The following is a 14957-nucleotide window of genomic DNA, read 5'->3' on the forward strand; positions in this document are numbered from 1 at the left end:
AAGGCTCTGACCCGCGGCAAACGGCGAGGGTTCGGCCTCTTTTCAAGGAGTACAGATGCAGCGGATCAAGGGCTACCACGCCCACGTGTATTTCGACGCCAACACCCTCGACCAGGCGCGGGCCCTGTGCGAGGAAGCGGCGCAACTGTTTCCACTGAAAATGGGCCGCGTCCATCAGCGCCCAGTCGGCCCGCACCCGGATTGGAGTTGTCAGCTGGCGTTCGATCCGCAGTACATCGGCGTGGTCCTGCCGTGGCTGGCGCTCAATCGCAAGGGCTTGGTGATTTTCCTGCACCCGGAGACCGGCGATGACCTGGTGGACCACACCGACCATGCGATCTGGATGGGCGCGGTGCGGCCGTTGAATCTTTCGGCATTTTGATTGACCGGTGGCGCACCGACTTTCTGTGGGAGCAAAGCTTGCTCGCGATAAAAACGCCGCAGCTCTCAAGCGGGAATGCGTCAACTTCATCGCGAGCAAGCTTTGCTCCCACAGGTAAACCTCGCCCCCACAGAAAACTCCATTGTCTGCAACGAAAGCTTGCTGAAAGCTAGCGCGATTAGGATCACCTCACTTCCGGCAACAGACCGGTCGGCCAAAAGCGAGTTTCAAAGCTCGTTCGGCCCTTTTAACAACAACAATGGTGATTTCTGATGTCCGCTGCTACCCGTCCCGCAGTACCCACTCCATCCGCTCCCCTCGTGCTTAGCATTTCGCGCTGACCTGTCCGGTTCGCATTTCATAGCCGCGCTACGCCTGGAGTATTTCCCATGCTGACTTTCCTTGGCTTCGCCATGGTCATCACGTTCATGTTCCTGATCATGACCAAGCGCCTGTCCGCGCTGATCGCCCTCATCATCATCCCGATCCTGTTCGCCCTGTTCGGTGGCTTCGCGCCGAAAATCGGCCCGATGATGCTTGAAGGCATCACCAAGCTCGCCCCGACCGGGGTGATGCTGATGTTTGCGATTCTGTATTTTGCCCTGATGATCGACTCCGGCCTGTTCGACCCGGCCGTGCGCAAGATCCTCAAGCTGGTCAAGGGCGACCCGTTGAAAGTTTCGGTCGGTACCGCCGTTCTGGCGCTCGTCGTTTCCCTCGATGGTGACGGCGCGACCACTTACATGATCTGCGTGGCCGCGATGCTGCCGCTCTACAGCCGCATCGGCATGAGCCCACGCATCATGGCGGGCCTGATCATCCTCGCCGGCGGCGTGATGAACATGACCCCATGGGGCGGTCCGACGGCCCGAGCGGCCAGTGCGCTGCATGTGGATCCGTCCGACATCTTCGTGCCGATGATTCCGGCGATGCTGGCCGGTGTCGTGGCGATCCTGGCAATCTCCTACATGTATGGCAAACGCGAGCGCGCACGCTTGGGTGAATTGCACCTGGCAGGTGATGAAATCGACCACAGCGAAATCAGCGTTTCCCAGTTCCCGGATGCCCGTCGTCCGAAGCTGATCTGGTTCAACGGCGCCCTGACCCTGGCCCTGATGTGCACCCTGATCGCCGGCCTGTTGCCGTTGCCGGTGCTGTTCATGGTGGCCTTCAGTATCGCGATGATCGTCAACTACCCGTGCCTGCAACAGCAGAAAGACCGCGTCGCGGCGCACGCCGGCAGTGTGTTGGCGGTGGTCGGGCTGATTTTCGCCGCGGGTATCTTCACCGGCATCCTGTCCGGCACCGGCATGGTCGACGCCATGTCCAAGAGCCTGTTGGCGGTCATTCCAGAGTTCCTCGGCCCCTACCTGGCGGTCATCACCGCACTGGTGAGCATGCCGTTCACCTTCTTCATGTCTAACGATGCATTTTATTACGGGGTGTTACCGGTTCTCGCCGAAGCAGCCAGCCATTACGGCATCACCGCCGTTGAAATGGCCCGTGCCTCCATCGTCGGCCAGCCTGTCCACCTGTTGAGCCCACTGGTTCCGTCGACCTACCTGCTGGTAGCCTTGGCCGGGATCGAGTTCGGCGATCACCAGCGCTTCACCCTGAAGTGGGCAGTACTGGTTTGCCTGTGCATAATGTTCGCCGCCTTGCTGATGGGGATTTTTCCGCTGTTCAGCACTCTATAAAAGCAACGCTCGCTGCGCCGTGCCCGTCTGACAAAGGCGCGGCACGGCCTAACACTCGCTCAAAGGAACTCACATGGAATGGCTGACCAACCCGGAAATCTGGGTTGCCTTCTTTACCCTGACCGCCCTGGAAATCGTCCTGGGCATCGACAACATCATCATGATCTCGATCCTGGTCAGCCGCATGCCCAAGCACATGCAGGCGCGTACCCGGATCTTCGGCCTGGCGTTGGCCATGGTCACGCGGATCCTGTTGCTGCTGTCCATCACCTGGGTCATGCGCCTGACGGCCGATTTGTTCGAAGTGTTCGGCCAAGGCATCTCCGGTCGTGACCTGATCCTGTTCTTCGGTGGCCTGTTCCTGCTGTGGAAAAGCTCCCAGGAGATGTACCACGCGCTGGAAGGCGAAGACGAAACCGGCGAGACGCCTACGGGCAAGGGCGGCAGCTTTATCTACACCATCGTCCAGATCGCGATCATCGACATCGTGTTCTCCCTGGACTCGGTCATCACCGCCGTGGGCATGGTTTCCCATGTACCGGTAATGGTCGCAGCGATTATCGTGGCGGTGCTGGTGATGATGCTGGCGGCGGGTACCATCAGTGCATTCATCGACAAGCACCCGTCGCTGAAGATGCTGGCGCTGTCGTTCCTGCTGGTGGTCGGTACCGTGCTGATCGCCGAGTCTCTGGACGTGCACGTGCCAAAAGGCTACGTGTACTTCGCCATGGCGTTCTCCCTGGCGGTCGAAGCGTTCAACATCAAGATGCGCACAGCCATGGCGCGCAAGCGCAAGCAGCAGGATCCGGTGAAACTGCGCAAGGACATGCCGGGTCAGTGACGGTATAGGCGATGAATGAAGGGGCTCATGGAGCCCCTTTTTCATGCCCTCCGGAAAGCAACCAGATGCAAAACCTGTGGGAGCGAGCTTGCTCGCGATGAGGCCATGACATCCAACATCTTCCTTGACTGTCAGGCCGCTATCGCGAGCAAGCTCGCTCCCACAGGGTTTTGGGGTTTTCGATGAAACGGTTTTTATGACGGTTTTGTTTCAAACGATTCTTTAGCTGTGCAATGCTGGCGCCCGAACCGTTCGCCAACTACAGCTTAAGTACAAGAACGAAGAATGTGGCATCGTCAATTTGTTCCTTTGGGACGCTAACAGGGGGCCTTTCATGCTGACCCTGCTGAATTTGCTCTCCGCCGTGGCCCTGCTGATCTGGGGCACGCATATCGTGCGTACCGGCATCTTGCGGGTCTATGGCTCGAACCTGCGCCATGTCATTGGCCAGAACATGTCCCGGCGCTGGCTGGCGTTTATCGCAGGGATCATGGTCACGGCCATGGTCCAGAGCAGCAATGCCACGGCCATGCTCGTCACCTCGTTCGTCGGCCAGGGCCTGATGGCGCTGACCCCGGCCCTGGCGACCATGCTCGGCGCCGATGTCGGCACCGCGCTGATGGCCCGGGTGCTGACCCTCGACCTGTCGTGGCTGTCGCCGCTGCTGATTTTCCTCGGGGTGATTTTTTTCCTCTCGCGTAAACAGACCCGCGTCGGGCAAATGGGCCGGGTCGGCATCGGCCTGGGCCTGATCATCCTGGCCCTGCAATTGATCGTCGAGGCCGCCGCGCCCATCACCCATGCCCAAGGCGTGAAAGTGATCTTCGCCTCGCTGACCGGCGACATCCTGCTCGATGCATTGGTTGGCGCGCTGTTCGCGATGATCTCCTATTCCAGCCTGGCCGCCGTGCTGCTGACCGCGACCCTCGCCGGCGCCGCGGTGATCAGCCTGCCGGTGGCCATCGGCCTGGTGATCGGCGCCAACATCGGCAGCGGCGTATTGGCGTTCCTCAGCACCAGCATGCAGAACAGCGCCGGGCGCCAGGTGGCGCTGGGCAGCCTGTTGTACAAGCTGATCGGCCTGGTGTTGATCATTCCGGTGCTCGATCCACTGGTGGGCTGGCTGGACGGCCTGGATTTCAGCCCCCAGGAAACGGTGATCGGTTTTCATCTGCTCTACAACACCGTGCGGTGCCTGGTGCTGCTGCCCAGCGTCGGCCCGATGGCCAGGCTCTGTGCCTGGCTGCTGCCGGAACGGCCCGAGACCAACGGCACGGCCAAGCCCCGCCATCTGGACCCCACGGCCCTCGCTACCCCGAGCCTGGCGTTGGCGAACGCGGCCCGGGAAACCTTGCGCATTGGCGACCTGATCGAAAACATGCTCGAAGCCATGCTGGACGTGCTGCGCGGTGCGCAAACGGCGGTGACCCAGGACGTACGGCGCATGAGTGATGACGTCGAAGCCCTGTGCAGTGCCATCAAGTTGCACATGGCGCAAATGCCCCGGGAAGACCTCAGCGAACAGGACAGCCGCCGCTGGGCGGAGATCATCGAACTGGCGATCAACCTCAAGCTGGCCAGCGACCTTATCGAGCGCATGTTGCGCAAGGTCCAGCAGCAGAAGACTTCGCAACGCCGTTCCTTTTCCGATGTGGGCCTGGAGGAATTGGCGGGGCTGCACAGCCACTTGATCGCCAACCTGCGGCTGGGGTTGTCGGTATTCCTCAGCGCCGACCGGGAAAGCGCCCGCCAGTTGCTGCGTGAGAAACGGCGCTTTCGGGCGCAGGAACGGCGTATGGCCCACGCCCATGTCAGCCGTTTGCAACGCAAAGTCGTACAAAGCCTGGAGACCAGTTCCCTGCACCTGGAGCTGATCGCCGACATGAGACGCCTCAATTCGCTGTTTTGCGGCAGCGCCTATGTGGTGCTGGAGACGGCCGAGATCGGTGCGCTGGCGGTCGATGAAATTTCCGACATAACCCATTCGCCGTGAACGACTGGCGCATTGGTCAGTCATTAACAAAGGCTCGGGCCTGAAACCGTTCACCGGCCCGCCTGCTCCCGTTGTCATGAACACCGCATAGATTCGATAGGGGGAGCGAGCCGACTCCGGGCGATGCTCCGCCGATGACGGCCTGCCCGGCACCATGGACCGCCACTCAGCCGCCAGGAAGCCCTTATGCGTTGTCTGTTGCTCGCCTTTCTTTTGCTCGGTTCACTGCCCGTGGTTGCCCTGGACCGGTTCCAGGTCGAAGGCTATACGCTGCCCAACGGCCTGCAGCTGATGCTCAAACCCGGCACCGAGCGCGGGCATGTGGCGATCCGGCTGGTGGTCGGTGTGGGCCTGGACGACTTCAGTTGCGCCGACAAGGAACTGCCGCACCTGCTCGAACACCTGCTGTTCAGCGGCGTCGACGAGAGTGGTGAAGGTGGGCTGGAAGAGCGCATGCAGGCCTTGGGTGGCGAGTGGAATGCCTTCACCAGCAACGCGGACACCACGTTCGTCATTGAGGCGCCGGCGCGCAATCAGCGCAAGGTGCTGGACCTGCTGCTGGCGCTGTTGACCCGCACCCGCATCGATGAAAAAGCCCTGGAGGCGGCCAAACGGGTGGTGGAACGCGAGGACGGCGGCCACTACACCCACTTGCAACGCTGGCTCGATCACCAAGACCTGGGCCACAAGGCCAGCAACCAGTTGGCGGTTGAGTTGGGCCTGCGCTGCGCGGAACGGGCCGAGGTCCAGCGCCATACCCTCGCCCGCCTCGAACAAGTGCGCAAAGCCTGGTATGCGCCGAACAACATGACGCTGATCGTGGTCGGCGACCTCGACCGACTGCTGCCTGCCTACCTGGAACGCGCCTTTGGCGAACTCGAGCCGGTGGAGCCCAGCGCTCACGAGGCGCTGCCGCAGATCCGCTACAAGGCGGTCACCAAGCGTAACTTGATCCGTGGCTTGGCTGGCGACAGCGCCAAGCTTCACTGGTTGTTCCCGGAACCGGTGTTGGACGAGCAGCATGACGAAACCTTCGACCTGCTCAAGGATTACCTGGATTGGGCGCTTTATCGCCAGCTGCGCCTGGCCCGCGGCCTGTCCTACGGGCCGTGGACCGAGCGCGAAGTGTTCGGCGGCGTCGGCTTCTTCAGCCTGAACGCCGACCTGTCCCGCGAAGACTTGCCCGAAGCCGAACAGGCGCTCGAAGAACTGCGCAAGACCTTGCTCAAGGATGGCCTGGACCCCGCCAGTTTCGTGCGCATCAAACGCGCGGCCATCGCCCACCAGTCCTGGGCGGTTCAAGGTAACAGCGCACTGGCCGATTACTACTGGGGAGCCTTGGGCGACTATGAAGACGGGCGCTTCGCCAACCCGGCCGTGCGCCTGCAGGAGGTGAGCCTGGAACAGGCCAACATGGCCCTGCGTGAACTGCTCAAGGATCCGGGTTACCTGCGCATCGAAAAGCCGTTGCTCAGTGACGATGAGCTGGTTTGGGGACTGGGTGCTGTGCTGGGGTTGCTGTTGCTCGGGTTGGTGGTGTGGCAAGTGCGCCGGCGGGCCCGAACGAACGAAGAATGATCTCGTGGCGGCCCACATTTGTGGCGAGGGCATCTGTCTGCTGTGTGGGAGCAAGGCTTGCCCGCGATGGAAGCGACGCGGTCTTTCCGAAACCAAGGCGTCTGTTTCGCGAGCAAGCTTTGCTCCCACAGCAAATCCCACTTGCCACAAGAGCACTCGTCACATCGATGCCCTGGCGATACTCTGTCAGGGATATTTCCTACGACTTACTGTGAAACCACCGAATGCAAAACCTGACGGTCTATATCCAGCGCATCCTTGAATTGATGAAGCGCTATCCAGGGGTCATAGCGCTCGGCGGTTTCATCTCCGGGGTCGGCAGTTTCATGCTGGTGGACCGCCAGCAGGGCCTGGCGACGTGGATCGCCATCATGATGCTGGTGAGCTGGCTCTGGCTGATGGTCGAGAACAGCATGACCCGGCTGTTCACGCGGATTTTCAAACGGGAAATCCCCCAGCCGCTGTTGCGCTACGCCACGCAGATGATTCACCAGGAAAGCCTGTTTTTCGTCCTGCCGTTTTTCTTCATCACCACCACTTGGAACAGCAGCCAGCTGCTTTTCACCGGTTTGCTGACTATCGCGGCGCTGATCTCGATCATCGACCCGCTGTACTACAAATGGCTGGCGCCCCGGCGCTGGGCGTTTCTGGCGTTGCACACGCTGACGCTGTTCGCCGCCCTGCTCACCGCGTTGCCGGTGATCCTGCACCTGACCACCGACCAGAGCTTCAAGTTGGCGCTGGGCATCGCCATGCTGCTGTCGTTTCCCAGCCTGGCCTCGATCTTCCCGATCCGCACCGTGCGCAACGCCGTGGCGATCCTCTGCATCACCGTGGGGATTGGCGCCGCCGGCTGGGTGCTGCGCTCCTGGGTGCCGCCGGCCACGCTGTGGATGACCGAAGTGGCGATCAGCACCCAAGTGGAGGACCGCACGCCGGGTGCCAGTCTCAAGCAGGTCAGCGCGGCGCAGATCCGCGGCAATGGCCTGTATGCCTACACGGCCATCAACGCGCCGCGAGGGCTCGACGAGCGGATTTATCACGTCTGGCAGTTCAACGGCAAAGAAGTCGACCGCATCGCCCTGGACATCCACGGCGGGCGCAAGGAAGGCTATCGCGCCTGGACCCACAAGCAGAACTTCCCGGACGACCCGACAGGCAAATGGCAGGTGCGGGTGCTCACGGAAAACGGCCAGTTGATCGGCGTGCTGCGTTTCGAGGTGAACGCTGCCGTACCCGAGGCAAAATAACGGTGGTCGTGCTATTAGGTAGCGCTGTTCAAGTCGAACGAGCATGGAGCATATGACCCCCGGATCCCACACTGGCACTGCCCGGCTGGACACGTCGGGCTCTGCGGCGAAGCTCTGGGTCGGCGGCGACTGGACGCTGGCCCATTACGCGCAGCTCAAGCGCGTGAGCGAATCCTTGCGCGGCCAATACGACGAAAACACCCTGATCGACCTCAACAGCCTCGGCGCCCTCGACACCGCCGGGGCTTCGTTGCTGGTGGAACTGCTGGGGTCGGAACGGCTGGGCAAGACCGCCGAGCACCCCGATTGCAGCTTGCCGGCCGCCGAGCGAGCGCTGTTGCAGACGGTCTACTGCTCGCTGACGGACTTCTGTGTGCCGGTGAAAGAGCCGCAGGTCAGCGTGATGACCCAGTTGCTGACGCGTATCGGCCGCGCCGTGGACAAAGTCTGGCAAGACACCCTGCAACTGCTGGGTTTTGTCGGCCTGATCCTGGAAACCCTGGCCCGCAACCTGTTTCGCCCCAAGCGCTGGCGCATGACAGCGATGGTCGTTCATATCGAACAGACCGGCCTGGACGCGGCCCCCATCGTCGCCCTGCTGACGTTCCTGGTAGGCGCGGTGGTGGCGTTCCTCGGCGCGACGGTGCTGGCCGATTTTGGCGCCAGCATCTTTACCGTGGACCTGGTGGCGTTCTCGTTCCTGCGCGAATTCGGCGTTTTGCTCACGGCCATCCTCATGGCGGGCCGCACCGCCAGCGCGTTCACCGCGCAGATCGGCTCGATGAAGGCCAATGAAGAAATCGACGCGATCCGCACCCTTGGCCTCGATCCGGTCGAGTTGCTGGTGATTCCACGGGTGCTGGCGCTGTTGGTGGCGCTGCCGATGCTGACCTTCCTGGCCATGCTCTCCGGGATTATTGGTGGGGGTGTGGTCTGCGCTTTGTCGCTGGGTATTTCACCGGCCATGTTCCTGACGCTGTTGCAGTCAGACATCGGCGTGCAGCATTTCGTGGTGGGGATGGTCAAGGCGCCGATCTTTGCCTTCCTGATCGCTGCCGTGGGCTGCCTGGAAGGTTTCAAGGTCAGTGGCAGTGCCGAATCGGTCGGAGCTCACACCACCTCCAGCGTGGTGCAGTCGATTTTCGTGGTGATTGTGCTCGATGCCGTGGCCGCGCTGTTTTTCATGGAGATGAACTGGTGAGCCAACCCTTACGGCCGCCCACCGAGGCGGTGATTCAGGTGCGGGGCCTGTGCAATCGCTTTGGCCGCCAGAGCGTGCATGAAAACCTCGATCTGGATGTGTACAAGGGCGAGATTCTCGCCGTGGTCGGCGGCTCCGGCAGCGGCAAATCGGTGCTGCTGCGCAGCATCGTCGGCCTGAATCGGCCCAGCGAGGGTGCTGTGCGGGTGTTCGGCGAGGACTTGCCGAGCCTGCCCCCGGAACAACGTTCGCGGGTGGAACGGCGCTTTGGCGTGTTGTTCCAGAAAGGCGCGCTGTTTTCGTCACTGACCGTGACAGAAAACGTCGCCCTGCCACTGATCGAACACGCCGGGCTCAGCCGGGCCGACGCCGAGCACTTGGCGGCGGTGAAACTGGCGCTGGCCGGGCTGCCACTCTCGGCCGCCGACAAATACCCCGCCTCACTGTCCGGCGGCATGATCAAGCGCGCCGCCCTGGCCCGTGCGCTGGCCCTGGACCCGGACATCCTGTTTCTCGACGAACCCACCGCCGGCCTCGATCCCATCGGTGCGGCGGCGTTCGACCAGCTGATCCTGACACTGCGCGATGCCTTGGGCTTGAGCGTGTTCCTGGTCACCCACGACCTGGACACCCTCTACACCATCACCGATCGGGTGGCGGTACTGGCGCAGAAAAAAGTACTGGTGGCCGATGTCATCGACAAGGTGTCGGAAACCGACGATGCCTGGATTCACGAATACTTCCATGGCCCTCGCGGCCGCGCGGCGTTATCGACCGCTACATCATCCAACGAGGTTTGACATGGAAACCCGAGCCCATCATGTGTTGATCGGCCTGTTCACCGTCATTGTGGTGGCCGGCGCCCTGCTGTTTGGCCTGTGGCTGGCCAAGTCCAACGTGGACAGTGAATTCAAGTATTACGAAGTGGTGTTCAACGAGGCGGTCAGCGGGCTGTCCCGGGGCAGCTCGGTGGAGTACAGCGGGATCAAGGTCGGCGACGTCGTCAATCTGCGCCTGGACCCGAACGACCCGCGCCGGGTGTTGGCACAGGTGCGCTTGAGCGGGGAAACACCGGTCAAGCAAGACACCCAGGCCAAGCTGGCATTGACCGGCATCACCGGCACCTCGATTATCCAGCTCAGTGGCGGCACGCCCCAGAGCCCGGCGCTGACAGGGCACGACGGTGAACCGCCGGTGATCATCGCCGCACCCTCGCCCATCGCCCGCCTGCTCAACAACAGCGATGACTTGATGACCAGCATCAACCTGTTGCTGCACAACGCCAATGAGGTGTTTTCCTCGGACAACGTCCAAAGCCTGGGCAAGACGCTTGAGCATCTGGAGCAAACCACTGGGGTCATTGCCGAGCAGCGCGGCGATATTCGCCAGGCCATGCAGCAACTGGCGTCCATCGGCAAACAGGCCAGCGCCGCGCTGGAACAGACCACGGCGTTGATGCGCAACGCCAATGGTTTGCTCAACGACCAGGGCAAACAGGCGTTCGGCAACGCCGGCCAGGCCATGCAGTCCCTGGCTCGCAGCACCGCGACCCTCGACAAACTGTTGAGCGACAACCGCGATTCGTTGAATAACGGCATGCAAGGCCTCAATGCCCTGGCGCCAGCCGTGCGTGAGCTGCGCGAAACCCTGAGTGCCTTGCGGGGGATCTCCCGGCGCCTGGATGCCAACCCCAGCGGCTATTTGCTGGGCAATGACAAGGACAAGGAGTTCACGCCATGAAGCCGTCCAACCGGTTTATCCGCCCTCTTCTCTTGCTGGCAGGATTTGCCCTGGCAGGTGGTTGCTCGATTTTGCCCAAGGCCGAACCTTCGGATGTGTATCGCTTGCCGGCCACCCAGGCCCCGATATCTGCGGGCACGCCGGTGAGCTGGTCGCTGCGACTGGCCAGCCCCCAGACCAGCGAGGTGCTCAACAGCCCGAAAATAGCGGTGATTCCCCAGGGCAATCTGTTCAGCAGTTACGCCGCCTCGCGCTGGAGCGACCCAGCCCCGGTGCTGTTGCGCAACCGCCTGCTCGATGGTTTTGCCCAGGACGGGCGCGTCAGGCTGTTGAGCGTCGCCGACAGCAACCTGCAAGCGGACCTGGAACTGGGCGGACAACTGCAGGCGTTCCAGACCGAATACCAGGGCACAGCGGCCAGCGTGGTGATTCGCCTGGACGCACTGTTGGTGCGCGGGTTCGACCAACGCATCCTGGCCAGTCGCCGTTTTGAAGTGCGCCAGCCGTTGAGCGATGTGAAAGTGCCGGCGGTTGTGGACGGTTTTGGCCGGGCCGGTGACCGGCTGACGGCCGAAGTGGTGGCCTGGACATTGGAGCAAGGCCAGCGTTTCGCAACGCCGACCCAACCCTAGGGGCCGCGGGGAGAATCAGGTCAGCCAAAGAACCAGTAGCAAACACCAATCGCCGCCACGACCCCCGCCAACTCCGCCAGCAACGCGCAGCCCACGGCATGGCGCGCCCGCTGGATACCCACGGCACCGAAATAGACCGCCAGCACGTAGAACGTGGTCTCGGTGCTGCCCTGAATGGTCGCCGCCACCAGGGCCGGGAAGCTGTCCACGCCGGAAGTCTTCATGGTCTCGATCAGCATGGCCCGGGCGGCGCTGCCGGAGAATGGCTTGACCATGGCGGTCGGCAAGGCATCGACGAAACGGGTGTCCAGGCCGGCCCACTGCACCAGATGACGGATACCGTCCAGGCCGAAATCCAGCGCCCCCGAAGCCCGCAGCACGCCGACGGCGCAGAGCATCGCTACCAGGTACGGCAACAGGCTCTTGGCCACGTCGAACCCTTCTTTCGCGCCTTCGACAAAGGCTTCATACACCTTGACCTTGCGCAGTGCCCCCACCACCAGGAACAGCATGATCAGGCCAAACAGCGTCAGGTTGCCGAGGACCGATGAAAGCCCCGCCAGCGCCGTGGCCGAGAGCGTCGCCAACAGTGCCATGAAACCGCCCAGCACCAGCGCGCCCGGAATCAGGTAAGCCAGCACCACCGGGTCCCACAGCCGCAGACGCTGCATGAACGCCACGGACAGCAGCCCCATCAGGGTCGAGGCGCTGGTGGCGAGCAGGATCGGCAGGAACACCAGGGTTGGGTCCGGCGCGCCTTGCTGGGCGCGGTACATGAAGATGGTCACCGGCAGCAGCGTCAGCGACGAGGCGTTGAGTACCAGAAACAGGATCTGCGCATTACTGGCAATGGTCGGGCTGGGGTTGAGGTCTTGCAGGGCGCGCATGGCCTTGAGCCCGATGGGGGTGGCCGCGTTGTCCAGGCCCAGGCCGTTGGCAGCGAAGTTGAGGGTGATCAGGCCAATGGCCGGGTGGCCGGCGGGCACTTCCGGCATCAAGCGCAGGAACAGCGGGCCGAGGGCCTTGGCCAGCCAGTCGACGATGCCGGCCTTTTCGGCGATGCGCAGAAAGCCCAGCCACAGGGTCAAGGTGCCGAACAGCAGGACCATCACCTCCACTGACAGCTTGGCCATGGCGAAGATGCTTTCCACCATGGCCGCGAAAATCCCGGCGTTGCCGCCGATCAGCCACTGTGCCAGCGCCGACACGGCTGCCACGATAAAGAAGCCAAGCCACAGGCCATTGAGCATCGGTTAAATCCCCCGGAAGATGCCGCGAATGATAGCGGGGCTGGCAGAAACGACAAACCCCGGATTTCCCGGGGTTTGCTTGGCACTGCGCAGATGATCGACGAACACCCTGTGGGAGCCGAGCTTGCTCGCGATGACGGTGGGTCAGCCAACATCAATGCTGACGGATCTGGCGCTATCGCGAGCAAGCTCGCTCCCACAATGACCGGGTCGTTCAGAGGCTTTGCGCCTGGCAAAAATTCCTGTGGGAGCCGAGCTTGCTCGCGATAGCGGTGGGTCAGCCAACATCAATGCTGACGGATCTGGCGCTATCGCGAGCAAGCTCGCTCCCACAATGACCGGGTCGTTCAGAGGCTTTGCGCCTGGCAAAAATTCCTGTGGGAGCCGAGCTTGCTCGCGATAGCGGTGGGTCAGCCAACATCAATGCTGACGGATCTGGCGCTATCGCGAGCAAGCTCGCTCCCACAATGACCGGGGCGTTCAGAGGCTTTGCGCCTGGCAAAAATTCCTGTGGGAGCCGAGCTTGCTCGCGATAGCGGTGGGTCAGCCAACATCAATGCTGACGGATCTGGCGCTATCGCGAGCAAGCTCGCTCCCACAATGACCGGGTCGTTCAGAGGCTTTGCGCCTGGCAAAAATTCCTGTGGGAGCCGAGCTTGCTCGCGATAGCGGTGGGTCAGCCAACATCAATGCTGACGGATCTGGCGCTATCGCGAGCAAGCTCGCTCCCACAATGACCGGGGCGTTCAGAGGCTTTGCGCCTGGCAAAAATTCCTGTGGGAGCCGAGCTTGCTCGCGATAGCGGTGGGTCAGCCAACATCAATGCTGACGGATCTGGCGCTATCGCGAGCAAGCTCGCTCCCACAATGACCGGGGCGTTCAGAGGCTTCGCGCCTGGCAAAAATTCCTGTGGGAGCCGAGCTTGCTCGCGATAGCGGTGGGTCAGCCAACATCAATGCTGACGGATCTGGCGCTATCGCGAGCAAGCTCAGCTCCCACAATGACCGGGGTTGTTCAGGCACTTTGTTGCTGGCCCGAACTCCCCCCAATGGATCAACGGCTGGAAGTTTCCCCCGCCGGCAGCGGCTCCTTGCTGCGCCAGTGCGGCAGAGAGTTCCAGTAGCGCTGGCCCTTGGCATCGTCGTACATGCCTTCCCAACGGGCGATGACCAACACGGCCAGGGCGTTGCCGATGACATTCAGCGCGGTACGGGCCATGTCCATGATGCGGTCGACACCGGCGATGAAGGCCAGGCCTTCCAGCGGAATGCCCACGCTGCCCAAGGTGGCCAGCAGCACCACGAACGACACGCCCGGTACGCCAGCGATGCCTTTGGAGGTGACCATCAGGGTCAGCACCAGTAGCAACTGCTGGCTGATGGACAAGTCGATGCCATACAGCTGGGCGATGAAAATCGCCGCGATGCTCTGGTACAGGGTCGAACCGTCGAGGTTGAACGAGTAGCCGGTGGGCACCACGAAGCTGCAGATGGCTTTCGGCGCGCCGTAGGCTTCCATCTTCTCGATCACCCGCGGCAGCACGGTTTCGGAACTGGCGGTGGAGTAGGCCAGCACCAACTCATCCTTGAAGATGCGCATCAGCTTGAGCACCGAGAAGCCGAACAGGCGGGCGATCAGGCCCAGCACCACGAAAGCGAAGAAGGCGATGGCGACGTAAACCAGGATCACCAGTTTCGCCAGAGGCAGAAGGGAGGCGAAGCCGAAGTTGGCGACCGTCACCGCGATCAGGGCGAACACACCGATCGGCGCGTATTGCATGATCATGTGGGTGACTTTGAACATGCTTTCCGACACGCCCTGGAACATTTTCACCAGCGGTTCGCGCAGGTCCGATTGCAGGCTGGACAGGCCCAGGCCGAACAAGACGGAGAAGAAAATGATCGGCAGCATCTCGCCACGGGCGACGGCGGCGAAGATGTTCGACGGGATCAAGTTGAGGATGGTCTGGATGAACGCATGTTCATGCTGGACTTCCGCGGCCGTGGCCTGGTACTTGGAAATGTCCACCGTGCCCAGGGTGCTCATGTCGATGCCGCTGCCCGGCTGGAAGAAGTTGGCCAGCAGCAGGCCGACGACGATGGCGATGGTGGTGACGATTTCGAAGTAAAGGATGGTCTTGAGGCCGATACGCCCGAGTTTCTTGGCGTCACCGACCCCGGCAATGCCGACGATCAGCGAGGAAATCACGATCGGGATCACGATCATCTTGATCAGGCGGATAAAGATGTCGCCCGCCGGTTGCAGTACGTTGCTGATCCACCAGGCCTTCTCGGCACTGAAATGGTTGAGCAGCGCGCCCAATGCAATCCCCAGCACCAGACCGATGAGGATCTGCCAGGCGAGGCTTAGTCGTGCCTTCTTCATATCGTTAC

12 protein-coding genes are annotated in these 14957 nt (G+C 62.0%); 10 read left to right on the plus strand and 2 right to left on the minus strand.

Annotated features, from left to right (window positions below; translation table 11 throughout):
• Positions 1 to 55 precede the first annotated feature (55 nt).
• The 10 genes from AB4N80_RS04935 (at position 56) to AB4N80_RS04980 (ending at position 11314) form a co-directional block, all read left to right on the plus strand.
• Positions 56 to 382: a DOPA 4,5-dioxygenase family protein gene (locus AB4N80_RS04935; protein WP_305491425.1), complete on the plus strand. Its 327-nt coding sequence runs from the start codon at positions 56 to 58 to the stop codon at positions 380 to 382.
• A 389-nt stretch (positions 383 to 771) separates the two neighbouring features.
• Positions 772 to 2079: a CitMHS family transporter gene (locus tag AB4N80_RS04940; RefSeq protein WP_060739862.1), complete on the plus strand. Its 1308-nt coding sequence runs from the start codon at positions 772 to 774 to the stop codon at positions 2077 to 2079.
• A 73-nt stretch (positions 2080 to 2152) separates the two neighbouring features.
• Complete coding sequence (locus AB4N80_RS04945) at positions 2153 to 2920, plus strand: TerC family protein (protein WP_122567730.1); 768 nt, start codon at positions 2153 to 2155, stop codon at positions 2918 to 2920.
• A gap of 334 nt (positions 2921 to 3254) precedes the next feature.
• Positions 3255 to 4913, plus strand: a complete 1659-nt coding sequence (locus AB4N80_RS04950) for a Na/Pi cotransporter family protein (RefSeq protein WP_354335949.1) — start codon at positions 3255 to 3257, stop codon at positions 4911 to 4913.
• A gap of 186 nt (positions 4914 to 5099) precedes the next feature.
• Positions 5100 to 6491, plus strand: coding sequence for a M16 family metallopeptidase (locus AB4N80_RS04955; protein WP_305491423.1), 1392 nt, complete (start codon positions 5100 to 5102; stop codon positions 6489 to 6491).
• Between the two features lie 224 nt (positions 6492 to 6715).
• Entirely contained in the window at positions 6716 to 7741 is a 1026-nt protein-coding gene (locus AB4N80_RS04960; protein WP_122567727.1) for a DUF5924 family protein, read from the plus strand.
• A gap of 52 nt (positions 7742 to 7793) precedes the next feature.
• Positions 7794 to 8942, plus strand: coding sequence for an MlaE family ABC transporter permease (locus tag AB4N80_RS04965; protein WP_122567726.1), 1149 nt, complete (start codon positions 7794 to 7796; stop codon positions 8940 to 8942).
• On the plus strand, positions 8939 to 9742 hold the full coding sequence (locus AB4N80_RS04970) for an ABC transporter ATP-binding protein (protein ID WP_122567725.1): 804 nt from the start codon (positions 8939 to 8941) through the stop codon (positions 9740 to 9742). Before AB4N80_RS04965 ends, AB4N80_RS04970 begins: the two co-directional genes overlap by 4 nt.
• Position 9743: 1 nt before the next feature.
• Positions 9744 to 10682, plus strand: coding sequence for an MlaD family protein (locus tag AB4N80_RS04975; RefSeq protein ID WP_122567724.1), 939 nt, complete (start codon positions 9744 to 9746; stop codon positions 10680 to 10682).
• A complete protein-coding gene (locus AB4N80_RS04980) occupies positions 10679 to 11314 on the plus strand; it encodes an ABC-type transport auxiliary lipoprotein family protein (RefSeq protein WP_122567723.1) in 636 nt (211 codons plus the stop codon). The genes AB4N80_RS04975 and AB4N80_RS04980 overlap by 4 nt, the downstream gene beginning before the upstream one ends.
• Positions 11315 to 11334: 20 nt before the next feature.
• Here AB4N80_RS04980 and AB4N80_RS04985 read toward each other — a convergent pair whose 3' ends face one another.
• A complete protein-coding gene (locus AB4N80_RS04985) occupies positions 11335 to 12564 on the minus strand; it encodes a nucleoside recognition domain-containing protein (protein ID WP_122567722.1) in 1230 nt (409 codons plus the stop codon).
• A 1053-nt stretch (positions 12565 to 13617) separates the two neighbouring features.
• Complete coding sequence (gene gltP / locus AB4N80_RS04990; RefSeq protein WP_122567720.1) at positions 13618 to 14949, minus strand: glutamate/aspartate:proton symporter GltP; 1332 nt, start codon at positions 14947 to 14949, stop codon at positions 13618 to 13620.
• Positions 14950 to 14957 lie beyond the last annotated feature (8 nt).

The sequence above is a fragment of the Pseudomonas sp. H3_A02 genome, assembly GCF_054671965.1.

Bases quoted from the DNA above. Each gene is read 5' to 3' on its own strand.
- AB4N80_RS04935 (WP_305491425.1), top strand. From the start codon at position 56: ATGCAGCGGATCAAGGGCTACCACGCCCACGTGTATTTCGACGCCAAC.
- AB4N80_RS04940 (WP_060739862.1), top strand. From the start codon at position 772: ATGCTGACTTTCCTTGGCTTCGCCATGGTCATCACGTTCATGTTCCTG.
- AB4N80_RS04945 (WP_122567730.1), top strand. From the start codon at position 2,153: ATGGAATGGCTGACCAACCCGGAAATCTGGGTTGCCTTCTTTACCCTG.
- AB4N80_RS04950 (WP_354335949.1), top strand. From the start codon at position 3,255: ATGCTGACCCTGCTGAATTTGCTCTCCGCCGTGGCCCTGCTGATCTGG.
- AB4N80_RS04955 (WP_305491423.1), top strand. From the start codon at position 5,100: ATGCGTTGTCTGTTGCTCGCCTTTCTTTTGCTCGGTTCACTGCCCGTG.
- AB4N80_RS04960 (WP_122567727.1), top strand. From the start codon at position 6,716: ATGCAAAACCTGACGGTCTATATCCAGCGCATCCTTGAATTGATGAAG.
- AB4N80_RS04965 (WP_122567726.1), top strand. From the start codon at position 7,794: ATGACCCCCGGATCCCACACTGGCACTGCCCGGCTGGACACGTCGGGC.
- AB4N80_RS04975 (WP_122567724.1), top strand. From the start codon at position 9,744: ATGGAAACCCGAGCCCATCATGTGTTGATCGGCCTGTTCACCGTCATT.
- AB4N80_RS04980 (WP_122567723.1), top strand. From the start codon at position 10,679: ATGAAGCCGTCCAACCGGTTTATCCGCCCTCTTCTCTTGCTGGCAGGA.
- AB4N80_RS04985 (WP_122567722.1), bottom strand. From the start codon at position 12,564: ATGCTCAATGGCCTGTGGCTTGGCTTCTTTATCGTGGCAGCCGTGTCG.
- gltP (WP_122567720.1), bottom strand. From the start codon at position 14,949: ATGAAGAAGGCACGACTAAGCCTCGCCTGGCAGATCCTCATCGGTCTG.